The 25665-nt window shown below is 63.7% G+C and carries 13 protein-coding genes; 10 read left to right on the top strand and 3 right to left on the bottom strand.

What is annotated here, in order from left to right; translation table 11 throughout:
• Positions 1–101 precede the first annotated feature (101 nt).
• The 4 genes from PXJ20_RS05420 (at position 102) to PXJ20_RS05435 (ending at position 4778) form a co-directional block, all read left to right on the top strand.
• The gene (locus PXJ20_RS05420; RefSeq protein ID WP_421030349.1) at positions 102–1286 is read left to right on the top strand and encodes a polysaccharide biosynthesis/export family protein; all 1185 of its coding nucleotides are present in this window, start codon (positions 102–104) and stop codon (positions 1284–1286) included.
• Positions 1283–1747 (top strand): low molecular weight phosphotyrosine protein phosphatase, encoded by a 465-nt coding sequence (locus tag PXJ20_RS05425; RefSeq protein ID WP_421030350.1) that lies wholly within the window; start codon positions 1283–1285, stop codon positions 1745–1747. The genes PXJ20_RS05420 and PXJ20_RS05425 overlap by 4 nt, the downstream gene beginning before the upstream one ends.
• Positions 1748–1760: 13 nt before the next feature.
• Complete coding sequence (locus PXJ20_RS05430) at positions 1761–4022, top strand: polysaccharide biosynthesis tyrosine autokinase (protein ID WP_421057411.1); 2262 nt, start codon at positions 1761–1763, stop codon at positions 4020–4022.
• A 177-nt stretch (positions 4023–4199) separates the two neighbouring features.
• A complete protein-coding gene (locus tag PXJ20_RS05435) occupies positions 4200–4778 on the top strand; it encodes a hypothetical protein (protein ID WP_421030352.1) in 579 nt (192 codons plus the stop codon).
• Positions 4779–4883: 105 nt separating this feature from the next.
• Here the strand turns inward: PXJ20_RS05435 and PXJ20_RS05440 are convergent, their stop codons facing one another.
• The 3 genes from PXJ20_RS05440 to PXJ20_RS05450 all read right to left on the bottom strand — a co-directional run bounded on the left by PXJ20_RS05440 (position 4884) and on the right by PXJ20_RS05450 (position 10869).
• Positions 4884–6275 (bottom strand): O-antigen ligase family protein, encoded by a 1392-nt coding sequence (locus PXJ20_RS05440; RefSeq protein WP_421030353.1) that lies wholly within the window; start codon positions 6273–6275, stop codon positions 4884–4886.
• 2495 nt (positions 6276–8770) lie between these two features.
• Positions 8771–10141, bottom strand: a complete 1371-nt coding sequence (locus PXJ20_RS05445; protein ID WP_421030355.1) for a UDP-glucose dehydrogenase family protein — start codon at positions 10139–10141, stop codon at positions 8771–8773.
• A 215-nt stretch (positions 10142–10356) separates the two neighbouring features.
• Positions 10357–10869 (bottom strand): hypothetical protein, encoded by a 513-nt coding sequence (locus tag PXJ20_RS05450; protein ID WP_421030356.1) that lies wholly within the window; start codon positions 10867–10869, stop codon positions 10357–10359.
• 530 nt (positions 10870–11399) lie between these two features.
• On the opposite strand from PXJ20_RS05450, the gene PXJ20_RS05455 reads away from it, so the two are divergent.
• From PXJ20_RS05455 to PXJ20_RS05480, 6 genes are all read left to right on the top strand, one after another.
• On the top strand, positions 11400–11717 hold the full coding sequence (locus tag PXJ20_RS05455) for a hypothetical protein (protein WP_421030357.1): 318 nt from the start codon (positions 11400–11402) through the stop codon (positions 11715–11717).
• Positions 11718–12281: 564 nt separating this feature from the next.
• Positions 12282–19955 carry a beta strand repeat-containing protein gene (locus tag PXJ20_RS05460; protein WP_421030358.1) on the top strand — a complete coding sequence of 2558 codons (7674 nt, stop codon included), beginning with the start codon at positions 12282–12284 and terminating at the stop codon, positions 19953–19955.
• A gap of 5 nt (positions 19956–19960) precedes the next feature.
• Positions 19961–20569 (top strand): tetratricopeptide repeat protein, encoded by a 609-nt coding sequence (locus tag PXJ20_RS05465; protein WP_421030359.1) that lies wholly within the window; start codon positions 19961–19963, stop codon positions 20567–20569.
• 251 nt (positions 20570–20820) lie between these two features.
• Positions 20821–22866 carry a filamentous hemagglutinin N-terminal domain-containing protein gene (locus PXJ20_RS05470; RefSeq protein ID WP_421030360.1) on the top strand — a complete coding sequence of 682 codons (2046 nt, stop codon included), beginning with the start codon at positions 20821–20823 and terminating at the stop codon, positions 22864–22866.
• A gap of 71 nt (positions 22867–22937) precedes the next feature.
• Positions 22938–24710: a ShlB/FhaC/HecB family hemolysin secretion/activation protein gene (locus PXJ20_RS05475; protein ID WP_421030977.1), complete on the top strand. Its 1773-nt coding sequence runs from the start codon at positions 22938–22940 to the stop codon at positions 24708–24710.
• Between the two features lie 10 nt (positions 24711–24720).
• Positions 24721–25590: a peptidyl-prolyl cis-trans isomerase gene (locus tag PXJ20_RS05480; protein WP_421030361.1), complete on the top strand. Its 870-nt coding sequence runs from the start codon at positions 24721–24723 to the stop codon at positions 25588–25590.
• Positions 25591–25665: the final 75 nt, after the last annotated feature.

Consider the following 25665-nt stretch of genomic DNA (forward strand, 5'->3'; position numbering starts at 1 on the left):
CAGGTCCGCACGCGTCAGACCGCGAATGGAAGGACATCCAATTGATTGAGCAAAGCATGGTGCGTCGTGTTTCGAACCGGATTTCCAGCGGCCGTCCATGTATGGCGTTGAAGACGGCGTGGGCGTGGTTGGCAACAGCCGCGCTGGGTGGCTGTGCGTTGGCGCCGGGGCCCTACATGGGCGTGGCGCCGCGCGAGGACACGACGGTGCAGGCCAACGGGCAGGCGGAGCCCGCCGAGATCGTGCAGAACGGCATCACGTTCCGGCTGCATGCGCTCGACGGCAGACTCATCGCGCAACTGGCTGCGCAGGCCGCAGCGCAGCCGCCCCAAGACGCTGCGCTGCCGCGCGTCGCGTCTTCTGTGTACCGCGTGCGCAGCGGCGACGTGCTGCGTGTGATCGTCTGGGATCATCCGGAACTCAACAATCCGGGCTTCTCGTCGGTGAACAACTCGATCGTGTCGGTAGGCGCAACGCAGAGCACCGCGTTGCCGGCCGCGACGACGGGCGGCAATCTCGATCCGAACGGCCGTGTCGTGCAGGCCGACGGCACGATCTACTACCCGTACATCGGTCAGGTGAAGGTGGCGGGCGAAACCATCGAGGCGATCCGCCGCAATCTGTTCACGCGGCTCGACAAGTCGGTTGCGAAGCCGCAGGTTGACGTTTCGATTGCGTCCTATCGCAGCCAGAAAATTTACGTGTCGGGCGCCGTGCGCGCGCCGGGAACCATCTCGCTCACGGATACGCCGGAGACCGTTTCCGATGCGATCTCGGGCGCGGGCGGCTACGGCGAGGGCGCCGATCTCTCCGGCGCCACGCTTAATCGCGGCGGCAAGGTCTATCCGCTCGACCTGTACGCCTTTTTCTACGGCGGCGACGTTTCGCAGAACGTGGTGCTGCAGGACGGCGACGTGATCAACGTGCCCGAGCGCCGGCTCAAGAAGGTGTTCGTGCTGGGCGAGGTCAACAGGCCTGTTTCGCAGATCATGCCGGTCGGACCATTTTCGTTATCCGAAGCACTTTCCGACGCGGGCGGTCTCAACGGCACGTCGGCGAACGCCTCGCAGGTTTACGTGTTCCGGCAAGGGGCAGACCGCACCGTGGACGTGTTCCATCTCGACGCGAGTTCGCCGGGCATGCTCGTGCTGGGCGACCGCTTCGAGCTGCAACCGCGCGACGTGGTGTTTGTCGACGCCGCGCACGTGACGCGTTTTTACCGCGTCGTCGCGCAGGTGTTGCCGTTCGCGAGTTCGCTCTACCTCGGCGCCCAGGCCTTCAAATGACACGGCGTCCGTTGAAGCTGCTGGTGGTCTGCCACGCGAACGTGTGCCGAAGCCCGATGGCCGAAAGCGTGTTTCGTCACGTGCTGGATGACGTGATAGAAGCGGAGGTCGAGTCGGCCGGACTCGCCGCGCTGAGCGGCGTGCCGATGCATCCGCTCGCATGCGAGGTGCTCGACGCACGCGGATACGGCCGGCGCGGCGACACCAACGCGATGCGGCTCGTGAAGCCGATGCTCGACTGGGCGGACCTGGTGCTCACGATGGAAAGCGGCCAGCGGCTGGAGATCATTCGCCGGTTTCCGCTCGCGGCGCTCAACGTGTGGACGCTCGGACACTGGATGGACCGCGAGATCGACGACCCGGTGGGCGGCGACCTGGCGCGCTTCGAGTCGGCGCTGAACCTCATCGAACTGTGTGCGAGGAGTTGGCTACCCGTGCTCACCCAGCAACCTTCCCTTTGATCCGACCATGGACATGAAGTCAGAACCGACACTGCCCAACATGCTGGTGAACGGCGCGGCCCCCGGTCAAACCGACGACGACGTCAGCCTGTTGACGCTCTGGCACAACGTGCAGAGCCATCGGCGTCTGTTCTGCGGCGTGGCTGCGGGCGTCGTTGCGCTCGCGCTGGCCTATCTGATCGTCGCCGCGCCGGTCTACAAGGCAGACGCCCTGATTCAGGTCGATGAGCAACAGGGCTCCGCGCTCGGCGCGCTCTCCGACGTGGCGAGCGCGTTGAGCCTCAACAAACCGATCGACGGCGAACTCGACATCCTCTCTTCGCGCGCGGTGCTGGAGCCCGCGGTCGACGCCACCCAGGCGCGCACCACCATCTTCGTGGCGAACCGCGTGCCGCTGCTGGGGCGCCTGTATGGCCGCTACAAGACGCCGCCGAACGGGCTCGCCGAGGCGCCGCTGGGACTCACGGGTTTCGCGTGGGGCGGCGAACGCCTTGCTGTGGCCGCATTCGATGCACCGCGCGTGCTCTACGGCGAGAAATTTCGCGTGCGCGTGCAGCCCGGCAACCGCTGGACACTCGAAGACCCGGACGGCGTGACGGTGGCAAACGGCGGGCTGCACGAGCGCGTGAAGTTCACGGTGCAGACCGACTTCGGTCCCGCGCCCGGCGTGATCGAGATTCGCGAGATGCGCGGGCGGCCGGGCACCTCGTTCAAGCTCGTGGAAGCGTCGTTGCAGGACACGATCGACGCCATGCGCAAACGCATGACGGTGCAAGAGACCACCAAGGGCTCTTCGATGATCCAGCTTTCGGTGAAGAACAGCGATCCTGCACTTGCCGCGGCATTCGCCAACGAAGTTGCGCACGCTTATGTGGCGCTCAACATCAAGCATCGCGCGGAGCAGTCGCGGCTGAGTCTCGAGTTCCTGAATCGCAAGCTGCCCGCATTTCGAGAGGAACTGGCGCAGTCCGAAGACCGGCTCAACGCGTTCCGCATTCGCACCAAGACCATCGACATCGAGCAGCAGACCGAGGCCTTGCTCACGCGCGCAGTGGACCTGACCAAGCAGAAGACGCTCATCGACCTGAACCTGCAGGCCACGCGCGAGCAGTTCCGTCCGGGCCATCCGGCAGTGCAGACACTGGAGGCGCAGGACTCGGCGCTCCAAAGCGCGCTGCACGACGTGGAGAAGCAGGTGCAGGCGCTGCCCTCCACGCAGCAGGACTATCTGCGCCTTGCGCGCAACGTCGCCGTGGATACGCAGCTCTACACCGCGCTCGTGGCCAACGCCCAGCAACTCGAAGTGGCGGAGGCCGGTACGACCGGCAACGTGTCGGTGATCGATTTCGCTGTGCGGCCTGATTCCGCAGCGTGGCCGCGCGTGCCGCTCGTGCTCGCGGGCGGCGTGCTGGGCGGCCTGTTCCTCGCGTTCGTCGTCACGCAGGCCGTGGCCGCGCTGCACGATGCATTGCGCAGTCCGCTCGACGTCGAGCGTGTCGGCCAGGCGCCTATCTTCGCCGTCGTGCCGGTCAGTGCGACCGAGCAGCAAGTGGCGAAGCTGCGTCGTGGCGCGTCGGACGGTCCACGTCAGGAGACCGCGCTGCTGGCAAGCCAGAGTCCATCGGACCCGAGCGTGGAGGCGCTGCGTTCGCTGCGCGCGGCGCTCCGCTTTTCGATGGTGGGCAAGGCGGGTGGCTCGATCCTCTTCACCGGCCCGACCGAAGGCGTGGGCAAAACGTTCGTGGCGCTCAACTTCGCGTATGTGCTGGCGCTCAAGGGGCTGCGCGTACTGATCGTCGATGCGGACCTGCGGCGCGCCGGCGCACGCCGTTACTTCACGCTGGGGCACGCGTATGCGGGGCTCGCCAATGTGCTCTCGGGCGACGCGACACTCGACGGGGCGATCATTGCGACGGGCCTGCGCGGCCTCGACATGCTGCCGGCCGGCAGCGCGTTGCCGCCGAACCCGGGCGAACTGCTGGAACGTCCTGCGTTTGCCGCCATGCTCAAGGAAGCCGCCGCGCGCTACGACTACGTCGTCATCGATTCGCCGCCCGTGCTGCCGGTGAGCGATGCGATTACGCTCGCGCAGGTGTGCGATGCGACCTTCGTCGTCTCGCGCGCGGAAACGACGAACCGTCACCAGCTCGCAGAGACGATGACGCGGCTCAGCCAGTCCGGGGTGCGCGTGACAGGGCAGGTATTCAACGGCGTGCAAACGACGCGCTATGGCTACGGGTACGGATACGGCTATCGGTATCAGGCGCAAGCCTGAGGGCGCGGGGTTGTCCATGCGCTTCGGTGGGCGACGTGTGGGTGTGCTTCGTCGCATGAACGTGACGCGGCAGGTTGGGTTCCGGACGGCCTGCACGTGGGGCGGTGCTTATGCGGGTCTTGTCAACGGGCCGGCCGCTTCGGTGCGGCGGGCCCTCTTTTGTTGGGACAGGTCATCATGAATTCCTCGGCGTGTCTTTGGCGGCGCGGCTTTTTGCCGATCATCTGCGCCTCGGCGGTTGCCGTACTGCTCGGTGCGCCTGCCGCCGAGGCGCAGATGATCGGCGATGCGTTTCGCTCACCGCTTACGTCGTCGCTGCTGCAAACGAGCCAGCAGCGCGACCGGCGTCGTCTGCACCGTTCGAGCGATCCGTACATCGCGTTGATCGAGCAGAGTTCGCCGGACGCGTATCTGCGCCGTCTACAGGCGAGTAGCGATCCTTATTCTGCGGCGACGTCGGCGGCCGCGTTGACTGCTCCGACGCCGTCGCCACGTGCCGGTATGCGCATGGGCGTTGCTGGAGATCCGCTGGGGATCGGGCAGGTAGCGGCAGAGGCCGGCGTGCCGGCGGGCGTGATGCCGACGGCGAGCGGGTTCAAGGTTGGCGCGCCGAATGCCGCGGCGTTGGGTCGGTCGATGAGCGTGGTGCCTGGTGCGGGCAGGCTCGGGATGGCGGGAATGGCGGCCGGTGTGTCTGGGGCCGGGTGCTCGGGGTCGCTTGCGGGAATCGGCGTGGCGGGCGGGGGATGTCGATAGCGGGGAGTGCGCCGCACAAGCGTACAAGACCGATCTGAACGACTGATGTTGTTCGCTCAGGCAGGGCATCGAATGGCGAGCTTCACCACTGGTATCGCCTCGTCGTCACCTGGGCAGACCGAAATCGTGGTCGGGCCCAGCGGCCGTGTTCGTATTCACGAGAGCGCGCGCCAGGTAGCGCGGAAATTCCCTCGCGGTAACGCGATTTCCAGGTCCTTCGGCGATGAACATCAACACGACGACGATCAGGAAAAACTGCATCGTTTCAAGCACGCCTGTCGAGATCACGAAGACGATATAACCCGCCGTCATGCCGTAGACGACGGCTCTGGCGGATCGGTCCGCAAGGCGCCTCGCGGTGGCGAAGATCTTCGCGAACAGGGCGCAGAACGCGATCAACCCAAATGTACCCATGTCGATTGCCCACTGGAATATCGCGCTTTCCGCACCGTAGAAGTCGGGGTACGCGCCGGAGCTGAGAATGGAGCGCGTCATGGAGACACCACCACCAAAAAATGGCGCATCGGAAAAAAATCGATAAGCGATGAGCGCCTGCCCGATGCGCATCTCGAGAGAACTTCCCGTCTGACTGGCGGTATCGGTTTGACTGAATACCGAGAGCGCGAAGTTCATCACCTTCTCGATGTATTGAAGCCCGACCACGCTGGCCAATGCGCAGATCACTACACCGACCTGAACCACGATGACCTTGTCGCGGGTGCGTGCAAACGTAATGAAGGTCAACATGGAGAACAACACGAAGACCAGCGGCGTGCGCGAACTCGTCGCGACAATTCCGACGAGCAGTATGAGTTGGCCACACACGTACCAGAGTAGTCGCGAGGTGGATCGATTGGCCCGCAGCAGAAAGATGCCAACCAGAAAAGTGATGGCTTGAAACGCGCCGAACGTGATGGCATTGGACATCGTGCCGACAGCGCGGGCGCCACGCACGGAACCGCTGTAATCGGCTGCTTGCACGCGTCCGGTGGGTGTCGTGAGCTTAATGTAATCGAAGAATGGATTGAAGTGCGTGAGGAACGCTACGACTCCGTAAAGGGATACGATGAGCCCGGCAATGTAGACCAGTTTGAGTGTGCGTTCCGCCTGTGCCGGCGAGTCGCAAAACTGCCAGATCAGATAGCACGGGAAAAATATCTCGGAGAAGAGCATGAACGTCGTAACGGCATCCGAAGACCAGGTTGCCGGATTGGCCGCCAACGATCCAAAGTACGAAAGGCCCAAAAGCGTGAATGCGGTTCGAAGTGGAAAGCGGGAATTCTTGATCTTGAAATTGCACGCCATCACATACAGAGCGAAGCACGCGATCATGAACAAGACGATTGCCCGGTTCACTGAAAGATAAGGCAGGCTGGAGACGTCGACCAGTCCGAAGCCTTTGGGTGTGATGAAACAGAGAATGGGAAAGAGTAGAGCCATTTTTCGCTGGCGTAATAGTGCGAGCGACAGGCACCAGACAGAAATGAGATAGTTCATCGGGAAAGAGGTCGTTCCTGAAGAGCGCTTTGTGTCGCGTCAGTCCGACGCGGAAAGCTCGAACCATGGAGAGGGCGTTTGCGCCGGGGCTTGCAGGTCGATCGCAAAGCCGTCGCGCGTTTTTCTGACGAAGCGCGGGTCGAGCGCGGCAAGACGATGTCCGTTTGCGTCCAGTGGGTAGACGCGAAGCGATGCGGCACTGGAAGAAAACGAGAGCGTGCACGGCACCCGCTCCATCCACACCGGCGGTTTGATCGCACGAAGGCTGATGATCTCGTGGGTGGCCGGAGCAAACAGAGTCCAGCGTGGCGACGGCGCTTCGAATACGTGCTTGAGCGAATAGTCGAGCGGCGCCGACGTGCCCGAGAGATCCTGCGGGACGGGACCTCGGCTCGACATGGCCGAACCCACCGTATAGCCGGGTACGGTGAGAAGCAGCGATCGCGATTGTCGAATCTCGCGATTGTCGCGAGCCGAAAGCGTGAGCGAGATGAAGCCGCGCGCGGCGGGATCGAGCTTGATCTGAAATGTGCCGTAGTCGTAGCGCCGACCCGGTTGCAGATAGCCGGTCACGCCTTCGACGCCGGGCGCGTTAATGACGACGTTCCGCGCGCGAAGATCGAAATGCGCGTGCGGTTCGGTCGCGGGAGCGGTCGTGGGGGCGGTCGTTTGGGTGGCGGGCGCGTCAGCGGCGTAGCCCACGCGTGCCGAGAATGGGCTCGATGCGTTGATGACGCCGTGTTGTTCGAGTAGTGCGGCGAGTCCATCGGTCGTTCTCGCTCGCGTGGCGTCGAGGATCAGTGCGTCGTCAATGCCATAAGGCATGACGGCATCCAGTCGCGCAATGGCGCCGGTGCGATAGATCCACGCGGCTTGGCCGAACTGGACCAGCTTCGTAGCGTCTCCGACAAGGCTGAACTCAAGCGGAGAGTCGGTGGTGTAGGTGTCGCGCGTCTGCGCGTAATCGTGGAAAACCAGGCCGCTCCAGTCCTGGAGACTCGCAAACGCGACGGTCTCCGGCAATATTTCCGACGACTGACGGTTCGGCCATGGCTGATTGAACTCGGTAATCAGGAAAGGCTTGTCGAACGACCGATAGAAGGCTGCGCCCAGCAGGGGCACAAGACCGGTCGCGATGTTCGAGCGGTCGGTGATCTGCCAGTTGTCCCAACGCCACATGCCGCGCGGGAACTGATATTGATCCACGTAGAAGTGATCGTCGAGCACGTCCATCGCAGAGAACGAGCGGAAATTGGCGAGACTGCCGAAATTCATCTGCGAGCCGATCACCAGTAGATCGGGATTGACATGCTTCACCGCGGCCGCGACCGTGTCGACGTATTGCTTGTCTTTTTCGCTGAGGAACTGGAGGAACGCCGCAGCCTTCGATGAGTCGCCTGTATTGAATGGAACGATGCCGTTGTCCTCGGCGCAGCGTGCGACGCCGTGCGCCTGGCAGTATCGGCGCCACTCGGCAACCAGCGTTGCCTGAAGCCGACCGGTCACCAGACGTTCGAGCGTGCCGTCCATCCAGTGATAGACCAGTGAGCTTTCGTTGTTGATCTCGACCAGTGCCAGCGCTGGTTCGCCCGCGCCGCGCAGGCGTTCGAGCAGCATGTGCGCGTAGCGAGCCTGGAGTGCGATCGCCGTTTCGTCGATCAATAGCAGGGGCTTGGACTGATTCGGCCACGGGCCGCCGTTTGGCAGCGCTTGCGTGTGATCGATCGCCGGGCGGAACTGATACGAGACGTGGAGATTGAGGTCGGCGTAAATGCCGTTTTCCCGCAGTTGCTCGAGGAAGTCGCGCAGTCGATCGACCGCTTGCTGGTCGAGTGTGGGAAACGGGCCGGACGTGAGCAGGCCGGTGGGTCCGCCGTCACCCGCCGATGAGAGAGCGTCGAGCCCATGCAGGCGAACGAGGTTGACACCCAGGGCCCGCAAACGCCGCGCGAGTTGCGCGGCCTGCCCGGCATCGGGCAACGCGGCGCCGAACAGCAGATTGACGCCAAAGAGCCGTACCGACGTGGGCGAGCTGACTGTACACAGCACGGGGCCGCATGCTTTCAGTCGATCGCCGGTTTGCAGGGGGGTGTTGAGCGAACCAAAGTCGGCGATTGAGGCAGGTGCGATCTGCGGAATGTCGAAGCGGAAAAATGAGGGTTGTGCTGCGAAGCTCCATCCACTTGAAAGGAGTAGCAACACGAGCATCAAGCGCCGGAGCGCGGCGCGGGTACGCCGATTCACCGGAAGCGCGGATTCGAACGTCGAGCGATGCATCCTGGACATAGGCATGTTGGCGAGTTCCATCGTGCCCGTAGCGTATGACAGCCGCAATGGCGTATTCCGACACTGTCGCTGTCGAATCGGACAAAGTGGCTGGGTGCCAGGCGAACTTCGTGCAGTCGACGTGTTGCGCGTTTTTGCGGCGAGGCGATCTGCGGCGCGCCCGGCGATGTTCGACCGTCGCACCGCCAACGGCACCACCTCTGAGCCGCTTAAACAGCGGCGCTGGCCTTGTCCCGCCCGATCGTGTAGTAGCGCCAACCGTTTTCGCGCATCACTGCCGGCTCGTAGAGATTGCGTCCGTCGAACACCACGGGCTGTGCGAGCGAGGCTCGCATCTGCTCGAAGTCCGGGCTGCGGAATTCCTTCCATTCGGTGAGGATTACGAGCGCATCGGCATGGAGCAGCGCGGTGTCGCGCTCACGGCAGAAATGGACGTGCTCGAAGAGGTCCGGGCCCAGATCGTCGGCCAGCACGCGCCGCGCCTCCTCCAGCGCGACGGGATCGTAGACGTTGACCATCGCGCCCGATCGAACCAGGTCGGCAATCAGCACGCGGCTGGTCGCCGCGCGCATGTCGTCGGTGTTCGGCTTGAAGGCGAGACCCCAGATCGCGAAGCGTCGCCCCGCGAGTTTGTCGTCGTAGTGCCGGCGGATCTTGTCGAACAGCATGCTCTTTTGCCGCTCGTTCACGCGCTCAACCGACGTGAGCACGTCGAGCTGCATGTCGTACTCGGCTGCGGTGCGCACGAGCGCCTGCACGTCCTTGGGGAAGCACGAGCCGCCGTAGCCGCAGCCTGCGTAGAGGAAGCTGTAGCCGATACGCGGGTCGGAGCCGATGCCGCGCCTCACCTGCTCGATGTCGGCACCCACGCGGTCCGCGAGATTGGCGAGTTCGTTGATGAACGAGATGCGCGTGGCGAGCATGGCGTTCGCCGCGTACTTGGTGAATTCGGCGGAGCGCACGTCCATGTGCAGCGTGCGTTCGTGATTGCGGTTGAACGGCGCGTACAACTGGTCCACCAGGCTTTTCGCGCGCAGCCCCGGAACGTCCGGCTCGTAGCCGATCACGATGCGGTCGGGCCGCATGAAATCTTCCACCGCCGCGCCTTCCTTGAGGAATTCGGGATTGGAAATCACGGCGAATTCCGTGTGTTCGCCGCGCTGCGCGAGTTCTTCCGCGATGGCGTCGCGCACCTTGTCGGCGGTGCCGACCGGCACGGTCGATTTATCGATGACGACCTTGAACGACGTCATGTGCCGCCCGATGTTGCGCGCGGCTGCCAGCACGTACTGGAGATCGGCCGAGCCGTCTTCGTCCGGCGGCGTGCCCACGGCAATGAACTGGATATCGCCGTGCGCGACGGCGTGCGCGATGTCGGTCGAAAAGCGCAGACGCCCTGCGTCCCGGTTGCGGGCGATGACGTCGGCGAGACCCGGCTCGTAGATGGGCACGGCGCCGCTGTTCAAGAGGTCGATTTTCGAGGCATCGACATCGAGGCAGAGCACCTGATTGCCGAGTTCCGCGAGGCACGCCCCGGTGACGAGTCCAACGTATCCTGTTCCAACGATCGTGACTTTCATGGCTCTGGGTAAAAAGATTCAAGCGGGTTCAAGCGATGTTTGCCGCGAGGTGCGGGGAACAGACCTCAGCACGGTTTCTCGACGGCAGGACTGCATGATTGACTCGCGCCAACGCCGTGGGGCGAAGCTGGCGTGAGATGACCAGATATTCTCCGTTTTGGACATCGGTGGCGCGGCTTGCCTGATGACCCGAACCGTACCTCGGTGCAGTGAAGTTACCGGAGGGCATGATGCAATGTCCCGCGTTCGGGAAGGGCAGGGCGCACCGTGCTATAGCCGCCGAACTGTGTGCCGAGCGTGCCGGCCAGCACGGCCACGAGGGCCGTCAACGGGCTGGCCAGCAGCCAGAAATGCGACTCCGTCACGCCGAACAGAAGGCCGCTCCAGAGCGCGACGCCGAAGAACGCGCCGCAACGCGCGTCTTTACCCGACACACGACGAAAGCCGAGCATCGCGATCACGAAGATCGCGAGGCCCACGTAGCCTTCGCCATAGATCAGGTTGGTGTAGAGCCCGTCGATGCCCGCGCCGCGCGAGGCGTTGTCGGCGATCAGATTGCCTCCGGGCGGCAGGAGCCCCACGCCGAGGACCAGGTCCTTCGCAGACAGCAGCACCTCGACTGCAAACGATAGTCGACCGCTGAAGTCCGCGTCGATTTTCTGGGCACCTATTGACAGAAACGCGGCATACATTCCGGCGACGATGACGACGAACGCTGCGAACTTCAATGCGACTCTCAGCGCACGGACATTGCAGCGAGGCGCCGGGGCGCGGTGCAATTGACGTAGGAGGCCTGTTTGTCGGTGGAGTGGACGCAGCAGGAAAGGCGGGTGAAGCGGCGAATTTAGCGAGCAAGGTCGGAGAGGCGGCGAACGTTGCAGGCAAGACTGGTGAGGTCGCGAATGTTGCCGCGAAAGCCGGAGAAGCAACCGAGATTGCGAATATCGCAGGCAAAACAGGAGAGGTCGCGGACGCAGCGGCTGTGGGCGCCAGGGCAGTCAGATGGCTGAAGGAACAGCTGATGTGTCGCGGGCGGCTAAGCAGTCGAGAATACGAAGCCCGCGGAAGACGGCATAAAAGTACTTCCAAAGAAGCATCCAGAGCGGATTGACTATACCCAAAGGCGCCGACATTACGGCGTACGTTAGGCATGCCGCTGAACAGGGGGCAAAACGGGTGACCATTTCCTCGGTCAGGGCCTGCAATATCGATTTAAAGATTTTGATCTTTCCTGGATCGTTGAAACACGGAAGATCCCATGATTACCTCTGACGCGAATCTAGAGGAGTTTGTGCGCTGGCTAGAGAGTGTGATTTCGATGATGAACGAAAAAAGGAGGAAATTTATGTCCAGCAGTGGTGCAGACTGGCAAATAGGGTCGTACGATACTCTTATAAAGAATTTAACCGACTTACGCGATACCGCAGTAGCGGATAAGTTGCGTAGACCTTCACGAGGGGAAACACTGCCGGGGACTGGTTTGGGTTTAAGCCATGTGGTGGGTGAGTGGTGTGAAGATGATGAGCTGCTTAACCACGTGCGAAGCGTTGAAGACTATTTTCGCCATGTTCTTTAAAGTGCGTTGGCAGGGATAATCGAATCGATCGTTCGCATAGAGCATGGCAAATTCGTTGACGGCAGCCGTGTAATCGCGAGCAGCGCCTCCATCGGCGGTGGAGGCGAGCAGTCTGTTGATGTCCACGCAGAACTGGAGGTTACAGCTCACGTCAAACGCAACGCCATCCAATCGTCGAAGCCGATGCCGGAGGTTTTCGCTGCCATATTCACACCAACCCATTCATCACGGGATTTGGCGGCAGGAACGGCCTGCTCGATGTTGGCAACGGCGAGACGGCAGAGCTACCGGAAATGGCCGCGCCCGGGTGCGTGATATGTGGCGCAAGAATTCCGGAATCGCGACTGAGCGTGGGGCAGAGATATACCACGCTACGGACATATAGCGCGGAGGCTTCTGCTCGGAGGTCGCAGGCTATTGTTTTACCTATCAAGCATATTCTTCGCGGGGCGTTGTAAAAACCCCATCGGTGACCCTTCCTGACAGTGTTTTGGCGGTTTTGGCTGTAAATTTGCTGCCGTGCGGTAAGAGCCGGTAAGAAAAAACAAGCAGCTTACAGAAACCATGCGAACCACGGGGAAAGACATCCTCCGCCGCGCGATGCAGCGCACGGCGGCAAGGGACAGTGCGCGCTTCGCGCACGCTGAAGACCTAAACACGGCGCGGCCCGCACTGTGGCGCAGGGTCACGGCCATCGTCATGGTCGTGGTGACGTACTTCGCTCCTGCAGTGTTCTCGGCCGACGCAACGGCGCATGCCGCGCCCATCGTCGACCCGCGCGCCCCCATCGCCTTCCAGCCCACCATCACGCAGAGTTCGGCGGGCGTCCCGGTTATCAACATTCCCGCACCCAATTCGCAGGGCATTTCGGCCTCGCAGTTCCAGAACCTGTCGGTCGGCAGTGAAGGTTTGATTTTCAACAACAGCCTGGTTCCGGGGACTTCGCTCATCGGCGGCCAGGTCGGCGCGAACCCGAACCTGGGTGGGCGCACCGCCTCCATCATCCTCGCGCAGGTCACCTCAACCGGTAGCCAGTACGCTTCCGTAATTGCCGGACCACTGGAGATTTTCGGGAATTCTGCATCCCTTATCATCGCGAACCCCAACGGTGTTAGCGTACCAGGCGGCACGGCGCTCACCAACATCTCGAACCTCACGCTCACCACCGGCACGCCGCAGTTCATCACGGCGGCAGGCGGCACGCCGACCGACTTCGCCCACGCCGGCGCGCTCGCATGGAGCGTGAACGGCGGCAACATTTCCATCAACGGGCCACCGGGCAACGATGGTACGCCCGGTGCGGGCATCGAGGGCACTGTTGGCAACATTGATCTGATCGGCGAAACGGTTTCACTGTCCGCGCCCTTGAACGCGAACAACCGCGTCAACATCGTGACGGGCGACCAGCTTGTCACACCCACCTCCTCGGGTACGACCGGCACCACTTGGGCCACCTCATCGAACGGCAGCGCCAACACCGCCACCAGCAGCGGCGCCGTCGCCATCGATGCGAGCCGGTACGGTTCGGTAACCTCCGGACAGGTGTATATCGTGTCCACCGCAGCCGGCATGGGCGTCAACATGCAGGGGTCGCTTGCTGCGACTGCCGGCAACGTGACGGTCACCTCGAACGGCGACATTGTGGTGGGCGGCACATCCGCGACCGGGAACGTCAGCCTCGCGAGCCAGGGCAACAGCACGGTCTCTGGCACCGGCGTCGCGAACCAGAACTACACCGTTTCGGCGACGGGCGACATCAACGTAACGGGTAGCGCATCGGCCGGACAGGACGCCACGCTCTCTGCGGGCGGTAATCTCAATGCCGCATCGGTTGCGGCCAACGGCAACAGCACACTTACGGCCGGCAACTCGATGACGGTGGGTTCGGTCTCCGGCCAGAACCTTTCGCTCAAAACCACCACCGGCGACATCACGGTCAGTTCGGGACTCACGGCACCCGGCACGATCGCAGCGAACGCGGGCCGCGACCTCACCGTGAACGGCGCGGTCAATGGTGGCAGCACGGTGGATCTCACTGCCGCGCGCAACGCGGCCATCAATGGCGCGGTGTCGGGCGTAGGCGACACGACGATCATTGCGCAGGCCGGCACCGCAAACGTTTCCGGTAGCGCGACAGGCAACGGTGCACTCACCGTCTCCTCGGCACAGGGCACGACGCTGGGCGGCACGGCCCAGGCGCAGGGACCGGTCACCATCAGCTCGCAGTCAGGCTCGGTCACGGGTAGTGGCAACGTCTCCTCGTCGCAGGACGCGGTCTCGATCACGGCGGGGCAGGACATCGGGCTCACGGGTTCGGTGCAGGCCGGCGCTACGGTGACGGCAAACGCCGGTCGCAACGCTTCGTTTGGCGGAACGGTGACGGCGCCGGGAGCGATCTCGGTGACCGCGGGTGGGAACAGCACGCTCGGCGGCAACGCGACCAGCGGCAGCACGCTGACGGTGACATCCGGTGGCAGTACGGCCATCAGTGGATCGGCCGCGTCGGTGGGCGACATGAGCCTCGCCGCGAACGGCGGCACGCTCTCCACGACCGGTAGCGTGACGACGCTCGGCAACTTCACCGCGAACGGCCAGCAGGGCGTGAATCTCGGCGGGAACGTCTACAGCCAGGGTAATGCGCAGATCAGCTCCAGCGCAAGCAGCGTGACAGTCGCGGGGACACTTACGACTCCTGGCACGGCCACCATCAGTGCTGGACAGGACGTCACCGTCTCTGGTAACGCGCACAGCGGCGGCAGCACGTCCATTGCGGCCACGCGCGACGTGACCCTGAACGGCGGGCTCGAAGCCGACGGCACCAGCAATGCGACCGTCACCGCAGGCCGCGACATTACCGGCAGCGGCGCGGTCAGCGTCGCGAACGACACGATGCTCTCGGCGGGCCGCAACATCGGCATCACGGGCGCGATCCAGACCGGCAACAACCTCGCGGCGACGGCGGGCACGGACCTGTCGGTGGGCGCGACCACCGCGGTCGGCAACGAAACGCTGACGGCCACGAACGGCGGCGCGACCCTCGGAGGCAACGCGCTGTCCGGCGGAGCGATGAACGTCACGGCGGGCACCGGCATCAGCGCGCAGGGCAGCGTCCAGAGTCTGGGCGATCTCGCCATGAACGCGAAGGGCGGTGACCTGACGGCCGCCGGCGCGGTGTCGACAGCGGGCAATGCCACGCTCAACACCAGCGGCACCCTGTACCTGAACGGCCAGACCACCGTCTCGAAGGATGCCACGCTCACGGCCGCGAACATCACCACGCAGGGTGTGGCGGTGGGCGGCAACCTGAACGCGACCGCTACACAGGACCTCAACACGTCAGCGGGGCAGCTGAACGCCACGTACAGCTCGAGCGCGCCGGCACTCAGTGTGAACGGCGACGCGACGCTGAAGGGTGCGAACGTCACCACGGCCAACGCGGTCATCGGCGGAACGTACAGCGCGACCGGCACCACAGGCCTGACGACGGGCGGTACCGCGGCGTACATGGGCAACGCGACGCTCGCCGGCGGCACGGTGACGAACGTTGGCTCACAGATGGCGAAGGGTAATCTGACCGTCTCCGGCTCGAACGTCAGTAACCAGGGTTCGCTGTCGTCGCTTGCCACCACGACAGTCAACGCGGCGAACCTCAATAACGCGGGCTCCATCTACGGTCCCACCAGCACGCTCAACGTCAGCGGCGGCACCACGAACACGGGCGCGCTGCTGGCAACCAACGCACTCAACCTCACCACGAATTCGCTCGCGAACAGCGGCCTCATTTTCGCGGGCGATGTAAACAACCCCACCGCGGCGACGGGCAACACGTCAGTCACCGTGACGGGTGGCAATGGTTCGTACAACAACACGAACGGCCAGATCCTGGCCCAGAACATCGCGACACTCGCGCTGCCCAACCAGGCCATCGATCCGTCGTCGGCTGCCTACGGCACGGTGAACGGCGGCAACGGCCTGAACCTCTCCGCGCAGTCGGTGAACAACACGGGCACTTGGACCCTGCCGGGCACCACGGTCAATGTCTCGGCCTCGCAGGGCATCAGCAACAGCGGCACGATCAACCAGGGAAGCGGCTCGCTCGCGCTCAACGGCGCGGTGACGAATGCGGGAACCGTCAACGCGAATGATCTGACCGTCAACGGGTCGCTCGCCAACCAGGCGGGTGGCACGGTCACGGCGAATGACGCGTTCACGCTGAACGGCTCCGGCATCAACGCGGGGACCGTTGAGGCGGTCAACACGCTCACGGTCAAGGGTTCGAGCTACGACAACTCGAACGGCGTCACGAAGGCGGGCAGCAGCGCGAGCGCGGCGGGGCAGGGCAACGCCACCATCAACCTGACAGGTGACCTCACCAATGCCGGCGGTACGCTGACGGCGGCCAATGATCTCTCGATCACCGCGGCCAACGTCAACAACTCGACGTCGTCCGGAACAACTACGACCACCACAACGACGGTCATCAACAACACGCCGCTGCTCATGGCGCTTGTGGTGGGCTCCGACACCTTGGACTACGCCACGCTGTACGGTGGCGAGAACGGGTTCTGTTGCGACATTGCACAGACTCCGCAGACCGTTACGCTTGCTGATGCCCTCTCGCCGGATGGCACGACGACCGGGACCGCCATACCCAGCAGCCCGCCAATTACGACCTCGGGGGCAGTCACGTTCGTGCTGGTCCCGACCGTGGTCGGCAGCAATGCCAACGGCAACAATATCGTCCAGAACCTGTGGTTCGTGCGCACGCCGCAGAACGCGAGCCTCGCGATTGCCACTAAGACGGCCGTGCTGCCGTCGGTTACCGAAACAACGACGACGACAGGTTCGCAGCCGGGCTCGGCGTCGGTCATTGCCGCTGGCTACAACCTGGACATTACTGCGAACAGCCTCAACAACCAGGGCGGCACGGTGAGCGCTGGCAACGACGCGAACCTCAATGTGCAGTCACTCTCCAACGGCGGGTCAACGTACAGTTCGACGGTCACCGACGGAATCGATCTCGCGTCGATCAACACCTTCCTGTCGCAGGCGCCGTCAACGATTTCCATCTGGAACAACTTCAACGGCACCACTGCCGTCGGTCCGTATACGCAGGGTCCCTACATCGATCCGGCCGGCATCGCGATGAAGGCGCCAGGCACGGCGGTTCCGCTGTCGACCTCATCCTCGGTCAGCGTGCAGGGGCCGACCGGCCAGATCGTTGCCGGCCACAACCTGAACCTGTCGGGGGGCAGTCTCACCAACGCTGGAACACTGGCCGCGGTGAACAACGTCAATATCACCGCATCGGCCTTCACGAACCAGGGCACCAATACCGGGACGATGACGACCACCGCTGGCTGCGCGCCCGGTTACTCGGGCTGCGCCAGCAGTTCCACCTCGAATCCCAATTCGCAGAGCTACAGCTACCAGCAGAACAACGCCACGGTCACGGCCGGCAACGACATCGTGATTGCTGCCGGTACCGTCAACAATACCTACGGCAACCTGGTCGCGAGACGCAATGTCGTGATCGGTGGAGCGGGCACGGCCGCCACCGATGGCTCCGCAACACCGTCGTCGCTCACGCAGGCGGCAGCCGTAACGAATATGTCCGGTTCGATCACGGCAGGAAACGACGTCGACATCAATGCGGCGACGCTGACCAGCACCATTGCCGCGCCGGTCCAGGTCCACCAGAACTACGGCACTGGCACGCCATTTACCGGTTGCACCAGCAACTGCGAGGCCTACGTCGACGTACAGTCGGCAAGCCCGGCAACCATCACGGCCAACCACAACGTCAACCTCACGGCGGGCACGTTCGGCAATACCGGCAGCCTCGTCACGGCACTGAACAACGTCACGATCAATGCGTCGGGTTCGGCGGCCAGCAGCAACCAGTACCTGAATGCGTACTGGAGCAGCGGGCTGGTGCACTACGGCACCGTGTATGCGACCTGGGGCTGCGCGAACAATCCGTCGCTGTGCGCGTCGCTCTACGGCAGCGCATACAGCAGCAGCGCCACACAGGACCCGGCGGGCCTGCCGTCGTCGGTGGGCCTGCCCGACTTCGTGCCCGGCACGATCCAGGCGGGCAATACGCTGTCGGTGAATTCGCCGACGCTGACGAACACGGGCAACGTGATCGGCCAGAGTGTCGCGCTGTCCGGTTCGCAGCTCGTCAACGGGATCACGAATCCGAACGTCTATACGCCTCCTCCCGCAGTCTCGGGACAGGTCATCACGCTCGGACCGCCTTTGGTACCGGCTTCCGCAGCCACGACCGTCAACAGTGCGGGCCTGGTCACGAACCTCAGCGGCCAGCCAGTCTCGGTGACAGGGGCCGCAGGGCTGCCGTCCAGCACGCCGATCGGTGTGCAGACGGTCGGAACGCCTGTGCCGCCGACCGTCGTGAAGTCCTCCACGCCGTCCGGTTCGACCGTGAAAACCGTCGACGGCCAGACGGTATCGGTCTCGTATCTGGTCAACAACCCCGCATCGCAGGTTACCGGCGACCTGTCGCCGGCGGCCCTGCTCGCCGCGCTGCCGGCAAGTCTCCAGCCGTCGGTCACACAGTTCTACTATGACCCGTACACGCAGGCGCAGCAGGTCGAGCAGGCAGCGCTTCAGGCCACGGGCAAGGCCAGCTTCTACAGCACCACGGGCGCCACCGACAGCACGAGCCAGGCGTCGATCAGCAACCTCGACACGGCCGCCCTGTACGGCGCGGCCCTGCAGTATGCGAAAGATCACAACGTCGCGCTCGGCACGCAGCTGGACCAGGCGCAGCTCGCGCAGGTCAATGCGCCGATGCTCTGGTACGTCGAGCAGTCGGTGCCCGAACCGGGCTGCACGGTAACGGGGAACGGCGCGTGTCCGACCGTCCAGGCACTCGTGCCCGAAGTGCTGCTGCCGCAGAACTACGCGGTGGTGAATGCGGACGGCGAGATCGCGGGCACCAACGTCGCGCTCAACTACGCAAACAGCATTCTCAATACGGGTTCGGTGTCAGCGCAGAACCTGACGGTCAACACGGACACGCTCACGAACGAGCAGCGCTCGACCAACATCGGCACGATCTACCAGAACGTCGATGGCGGCGTAGCGGTAACGACCGGCACGGTGGTGCAGCAGGGCGGCTTCATGTCGGCGATGAACTACGACATGAACGTGCAGACGCTGGACCAGATCGGCGGAGCGCTCCAGAAGCTCAACACGGACGGCACTGCCGACGCGGCGGGCACGCAGGCCATGCTGGCAAGCCTCAAGAACCAGCTGGGCGGCAACTTCACCCAGAGCTCGGTCAGCAATCATCTGGACACGACGGTCATTGCCGACGGCGGCATGGGGCCGATCATCGTCCTCCAGCAGGTGATGAGCATCGCCATTTCGATCGTCGCCAGCCCGGTACTCGGCGCGCTGGTGAGCGCGGCGATGAGCCAGGCCGACAGCGGACAGTTCAGCCTGGCGGGGATCGCCAAGTCGGTTGCTGTTGCGTATCTGACGCAGGGCGTGGACGAGGGTCTTGGTCTCAACGATTTCAGTTCGCTGGGTTCGAACATCGTGTCGTCCGACGCAGCTGTCACGCTGGAGAACCTTGGCAATATAGCGCTTCAAATTGGTGAGCAGAGCGTCGTCAATGCGGCGATCTCGACGTCGATCGAGGGTGGCAGCTTCCTGACCGCGCTGAAGAACAACGTCGTTACCGACATCGCTGCGGTTGGTGCGAATGCCATCGGTACAGCTGGCCAAGACCCGGGCTCGCTACTCGCGAAAGGCTCGATTGGCTACGACCTTGCGCATGCTGCTTTGGGGTGCGCGAGTTCCGCGGCGCTTGGCACGGGATGCGCGGGAGGGGCCATTGGTGCGGTCACGAGCGCCGTTGTCTCGCCATACGTGATTGACCAGATCGACCCCAGCGGCGCAGCGCTCGACGCAGGACAGCAGGCAGCCATCATGGCAATAGCGATGCTGGCCGGCGCTGGCGTGGCGGGAGCTCTCGGTCAAAATGTGGCAGGAGCCACGACAGCCGCAGAAAATCAGGTAGAAAATAATGACCTGAAGCACCTTCTTTGCGTGCTATGTCTTATTTCGCCGTTTGCGAAGGGCGGCGATGTGGTCGATGATATTAGCTGGGGAGCTACTAATACAACAGAGGTTTTACAAGAAGAGTTAAAGGACAATGTGCAGCCTCTCGTTCGAGATCCTTTTACGCAAAAGCCACCGGGAAAATGATCGATATGGCTAAGTCAGTGCTTTCTAAAGAAAGGCAGGAATGGGATAACGAACCAGACGCGACAGCTCTGGAGCATGCGGGTGCGATTTCAGATTTCCATGCAGCCGAAGCAGCGTACAGATTGCTCGTTGATAAAGGGTCTATATTAAGCATGGCAAATTTGGGGAGCCGGTATGAATTTAGGTCAAAGGGTGACGGTGGGCCAGACTTTGCGCAGGCCGAATTTTGGTATCGAAAAGCAGTAGACTCTGGTTCTGCCGTTTCAACTCTTCCTGCTGGTTACTTTTATTTGCGTAGAAAAGATTACGATAAAGCTCGCGAGATATTCTCCATCGGAATGGAGCGTGATTATGCGCCATCTATAACAAGACTTGGTGATTTGTACGTCAAAGGAATTGGAGTGGAGCGCGACTACGATATCGCGAGGGCGTTGTTTAATCGGGCCAGTGACCTTGGAAATCTTTGGGCGCAGGCTGCAATTGCGGCTATGACTATTAGTCTAGCAACCAATCAATGGGATAAGTTAAAGGGCGTATTGATGATGGTGGTCGCGGGCTTGAAGATTAGATTGCAACGGTGGCGTGAACCAAGGAGTGAGCGCCTGAAGAAATAGTTATTTATTAGGGGATAATTTGGAATTTTAAAAATAAAAATTATGGGTGGCCAATTTTTATTGGCATAAATTCGGTTAATGAAATTTATTCGATGCGGGGTGAGATCGAGGAGGCTGAATCGGCCACAAAGACAATTGCCGAACTGAAGTACACCAGACCGGCTGGTTCGCACGACGACACACCGCAACAGAAGAAGAACTGAACGTGCTTCACGGGTAGCACAGGGATACGACTAAAAATGAAGATCCGCATGACCGTCCCCGCGCGCACGCGGGGCGTCGGGGCAGGCCTGCTGCTGGTTTCTCTCGCAGGCATTGCACATGCTGCCGGCATCGTCGCCGACGGCGGCACCGCAACATCAGTGAGCTCAGCCGCAAACGGCCACCAGACCGTTGCCATTGCCCCCGCCACGGGCGGCGTCTCGCACAACACCTATTCATCGTTCAACGTGTCGTCGGCCGGCGCGGACCTGAACAACGCCGGCATCAACGCCCGCACGATCGTCAACGAGGTGACGAGCACGAACCCGTCGCTCATCCAGGGAGCGATTGCCGTGCTCGGCCCGCGCGCGAACGTGATTCTGGCCAACCCCAACGGCATTACCGTGGATGGCGGGAGTTTCGTGAACGCCGGCCATGTGGTGCTGTCGACGGGGCAGGTGAGCTTCAGCGACCTCACGCTCTCGCCGGGCAACATCCAGCGCAACGTTGTGCTCGCCACCAGCGGCGGCACCATCACCATCGGTCCCGGCGGCCTGTCCGGCACGCTCGTGAACCTCGATCTCGTGGCGAAGCGCCTCGCGGTCAACGGTCCGGTCACGAACAGTTTCACCAGCTCGGCGGGCGGCGTGCGCGCCACCATCGGCAGCAGTACGACCAAGTGGGATACCGGCTTCTCGCCTTCGGACAACGGCCACGACTGGCTCATCGGCACCACCACTCCTGGCAGCGCCGCCTCGGGACTTGCCGTCGACATCACGGCCGCCGGCGGCCTCACGGGCGGACGCGTACAGCTCATCGTGACGGACCAGGGCGCGGGCGTGCGCAACCTCGGCAAACTCTACGCGAGCGCGGGTGACGTGGTGGTCTCGACCAGCGGCGACATCACCACGGTGGACGGCTCCATCCGGGCCGAACACGACGTCGCCCTCACCACGCCCGGCACCGTCTCGCTGCAGGGCGCGCAGATGACCGCGGCGAACAGCATCACGGTGAAGACCGGCTCGATGGCGCTTTCCGACGACGCCACAGGCCCCTCGACGCTGGCCGCCGCAGCCGGATCGGTCAGCCTCACCGCAACAGGTGACATCTCGAACACCGGCAGCGTGATCCAGGCCGGCGGCGTCGCGGCGGACGGTACGGCCACGGGCGGCAACATCACGCTCACCGCGGGCGGCAGCATCACGAACCGCTCGACGCATGACAACCTCGGCATCGTCTTCGCCGCGAACGGCGATGCCCAGCTCACCGCCCAGGGCGACATCGTCAACGACAACGCCCGCATCCTCTCCAACCAGGGCGTGACGCTCGCCGCGCAGGGCGATGTGCTCAACATCATCGACCACACGGGCGGCACCAATGGCGGACAGCCCGTCGCGTACTCACGTCAGGGCGGCAGCTTCCTGTTCCTGACCCACACCACCAGCGGTTTCGACGTTGACTACGGCACCGTGACCGAGCCCTCGCAGCTGGCCTACGTCGCCTCGACGGCGGGGCCCGTCACGATCTCCGGGCACAACGTCACCAACTCGGGCGGCATCATCCAGTCGAACGGCGGCGACATCACGATCCACGCGGACGATGCCTTCACCAACGCCGCCGTGTTCTCCGGGCAGGCAAGCTACTCGCGAGGCTGCTGGATCTTCTGCCACGCGAGTGCATCGAGCACGGTGCAGCCGTATGGCGGCACGATCCAGTCAGGCAGCAACATCGCGATCACCGCGGGCAGCGTCGCGCGCAACATCGGCGGCAACGTGTTCGCGCAGGGCGACATCGACGTCACCGCACCCGTCACCTACGCGCAGGGCGTGACGGGCTATTCGGCGATCAGCCAGCAGCGCGGCTTCAAGGCGTTCTTCGGCAGCACGTGGGCGCAGATCATCGCGGCCGACGTCGGGGGCGGGTTCGCCGCGAACGGCGCCGTGCACCTGACGGGCGACGCGATCATCGACGGCGGCTCGATCAGCGCGCTGAAGGGCGTGTCCGCCACGGGCACCATCACGACGGTGCGCGCGCCATCGCGCACGCCGGTGCAGATCGGCCAGCACCTGGGACTGACGACGTGGATCGGATACTGATGCTGGCCATGCGCGCGCGTAGCCGGCAGAACCGGTCCCTGATCCTGCTGGTGACGCTGGCTGTCCTGCTGGTGGCGCTGCCGGCGTTCGCACAGACGCCGCCTGCGGCTCCTCCGGCACTCCCGCCCGGCGCAGCACCACGGCCCATCCAGGACCCCGGCCAGCAACTGATCGACGAGCAGCGCGAACAGGCGCGCCAGCGCCAGCTCGCCCAGCCGCCCGCGTCGATCTCGGTGGCGCCGCAGGCGCCGGAGACTACGCTCGACATCCCGGTCGACACGCCGGTCGACCAGATCGTGGAGACTGGTCCTACCTTCCCGGTCAGCCGCATCGTGCTCGCGGAACCGGACGGCCACCCGTACACGCCGCTGCCCGGCGTGCCGCGCGCGAAGCTTGAAGCCATCGTCGCGCCGTTCACTGGCCATGCGCTGGGCTCGCACCGCGTCAACGTGCTGCTGAAACGCCTGACCGATGCGTTTGTCGCCGAAGGCTACGTCACCACACGCGCGCTGCTCGGTCCGCAGAACCTGGGCTCGGGCACGCTCACGGTGACCATCCAGGTGGGCCGCATCGGCGGCTTCAGGGTGAACGGCGAGCCGGTCCACCGCCTGAAGAAGAACGAGAGTGCAGCCGGCGGCGGCTGGATCACCGACGCCGGCTACGAAAACGCCTTTCCCGTGGTACCTGGCGACGCACTGCGGCTGGAGGACATTGACCAGGGCGTCTCGCAGATCAACCGGCTGCGCCGCAACCAGGCAGAAGTCCAGATCCTGCCCGGCCAGAGCCCCGGCGAGTCGGTGGTGGCGGTCGGCAACCGGTCCGGCGACCGGCTCTACTACAGCCTGGGGGTCGACAACTACGGCAGTTCCACGACCGGCGTGACACGCTACCGGGCCGGTGTCGAGGCGGACAACCTCATCGGCCTGCAGGAGTCGCTGAGCCTGAACTTCATCGACAGCCTGGACAGCAACGCGCTGGTGGGCTCGCTCGCCATCCCGTTCGGGCGACATACCTTCAGCTACACGCTGTCGGACTCGGAATACCAGCAGGTGGTGGGCACGACCGCGCTGCTGTGGGGCCGCACGCTGAGTCACATCCTGGGCTGGAACTACACGCTGCTGCGCTCGCAGGCCGACATCGTGAATTTCGATGCGACGCTGTCGTGGCGGCGCACGGACCGCGAACTGAACGGCAGCATCGACCTGAACCCGCAGCGCATCGCGGTGCTGCGCACGGGGGCTAACTGGCTCCACAGATTCGCGCTCAACGGGTCGGCCGGCAACGTCACGCTCGATGGTGGCGTATCGCAGGGCCTGCCGTGGCTGGAGGCCGACCACGACGCACACGGCATCGCGCGCACCGATGCGCACAGCCAGTTCACGAAGTTCGACATGACGGCCACCTATACGCTGCCGCTGCCGGCCATCTCACGTGTACAGCTGGCGTACCGCGGCGCGCTCGGCGGCCAGTACACGAACGTGGCGCTGTTCGGCTCGGAGCAGCTGTACCTGGGCGGCATGGACACGATCCGCGGCTTCCGCTCGGGCGAGATTGCGGGCGACCGGGGCATCTGGTCGCGCAACGAACTCGCGTGGGTGAATACGCCCGCGTGGCACGATGGCCGCGTCGAACCCTACGTGTTTCTCGATGCGGGCAAGGCGAACCTGGTTGCCGTGCCGGGTTTCCCGTCGCTGGTGGGGGTAGGCGCGGGCCTGCGCGCGCAGTGGCAGTGGCATAAGCAGATGCTGTCGGGCGAGCTGCTCGCAGGACGCGCACTCACGCAGCCGGCTGCCCTCGGGCCGAAGGCGACCCTCGTTCTTGGAACACTCAACTGGACTTACTGAAGGCACAACGATGAACAGAATCTCACTGCGGATCAAGGCGGCTGCCGTCCTTATGCTTGCGGCCGGCATCGCTGCACCCGCAATGGCGCAGACCGCGTCTGCCCCCGCTGCCACGCTGCCCGTCGGTACGGTGGCCGCCGTCAATGGCATAGCGATCCCGCAGTCGCAGCTTGATGAAGCGGTACGCATCGCGGCCCAGGTGGCGCACCAGCCCGACACACCCCAGCTGCGCCAGGCGCTCAAACAGCAGCTGATCGCGCGCGAGCTGTTCCGGCAGAACGCGGAGAAGGCGGGCTACGGTTCGAAGCCCGAGGTGCAGCAGGCGATGGAAGCGGCAAAGACCAACGCCGAAACACAGCTGTACCTGAAGGACAGCATCCATGCCGCGCCGGTGACCGATGAACAGGTGAAGGCGCGCTACGACCAGATCGTGGCGTCGCTCGGCAAGGAGGAGTACAAGCCGCGGGTGATTGCGGTACCCGACGCGATGACCGCGGCGACGGTGCTCAGCGAGCTGAAGTCGGGCAAACCGTTCGACGTGCTGGCGCAGCAGTACAGCGTGGCGCCCAGCAAGGCGAATGGTGGTGAGCTGCCGTGGGTGAGCTTCAAGACGCCCGTCACCGAGGGCAAGACGCAGGGTCTGCCGCTGCCTGTTGCTCAGGCCATCACGCAGCTGCCGGTGGGAGGCGTGACACCGGACTCGATTCCGGTGGGCAACGTGCGCCTGATCGTCAAGCTCGATGCTAAGCGGCCGACGCAGATTCCCGCGTTCGACGCGGTGAAGGAGACGATCCGCAAACAGCTTGAGGCGCTGGCGCTGGAGAAGGCCGCGGCTGACTTCACGGCCGGGCTGCTGAAGGGCGCGACGGTCCAGCAGTAGGCGGCCCATGGCCATGAGATGTGTACCGTCTGACCTGACGAGCCGTGCTGAAACAAGACATATCGGAACTTAATG

Origin of the sequence: Paraburkholderia sp. A1RI_3L, assembly GCF_048957895.1 — a bacterium.
GTDB lineage: Bacteria > Pseudomonadota > Gammaproteobacteria > Burkholderiales > Burkholderiaceae > Paraburkholderia > Paraburkholderia kururiensis.

Coding starts and splice junctions, on each gene's coding strand:
- PXJ20_RS05440 (WP_421030353.1), bottom strand. CDS start 6,275: ATGAACTATCTCATTTCTGTCTGGTGCCTGTCGCTCGCACTATTACGC.
- PXJ20_RS05465 (WP_421030359.1), top strand. CDS start 19,961: ATGGCTAAGTCAGTGCTTTCTAAAGAAAGGCAGGAATGGGATAACGAA.
- PXJ20_RS05435 (WP_421030352.1), top strand. CDS start 4,200: ATGAATTCCTCGGCGTGTCTTTGGCGGCGCGGCTTTTTGCCGATCATC.
- PXJ20_RS05425 (WP_421030350.1), top strand. CDS start 1,283: ATGACACGGCGTCCGTTGAAGCTGCTGGTGGTCTGCCACGCGAACGTG.
- PXJ20_RS05470 (WP_421030360.1), top strand. CDS start 20,821: ATGACCGTCCCCGCGCGCACGCGGGGCGTCGGGGCAGGCCTGCTGCTG.
- PXJ20_RS05430 (WP_421057411.1), top strand. CDS start 1,761: ATGAAGTCAGAACCGACACTGCCCAACATGCTGGTGAACGGCGCGGCC.
- PXJ20_RS05445 (WP_421030355.1), bottom strand. CDS start 10,141: ATGAAAGTCACGATCGTTGGAACAGGATACGTTGGACTCGTCACCGGG.
- PXJ20_RS05460 (WP_421030358.1), top strand. CDS start 12,282: ATGCGAACCACGGGGAAAGACATCCTCCGCCGCGCGATGCAGCGCACG.
- PXJ20_RS05420 (WP_421030349.1), top strand. CDS start 102: ATGGCGTTGAAGACGGCGTGGGCGTGGTTGGCAACAGCCGCGCTGGGT.
- PXJ20_RS05480 (WP_421030361.1), top strand. CDS start 24,721: ATGAACAGAATCTCACTGCGGATCAAGGCGGCTGCCGTCCTTATGCTT.
- PXJ20_RS05455 (WP_421030357.1), top strand. CDS start 11,400: ATGATTACCTCTGACGCGAATCTAGAGGAGTTTGTGCGCTGGCTAGAG.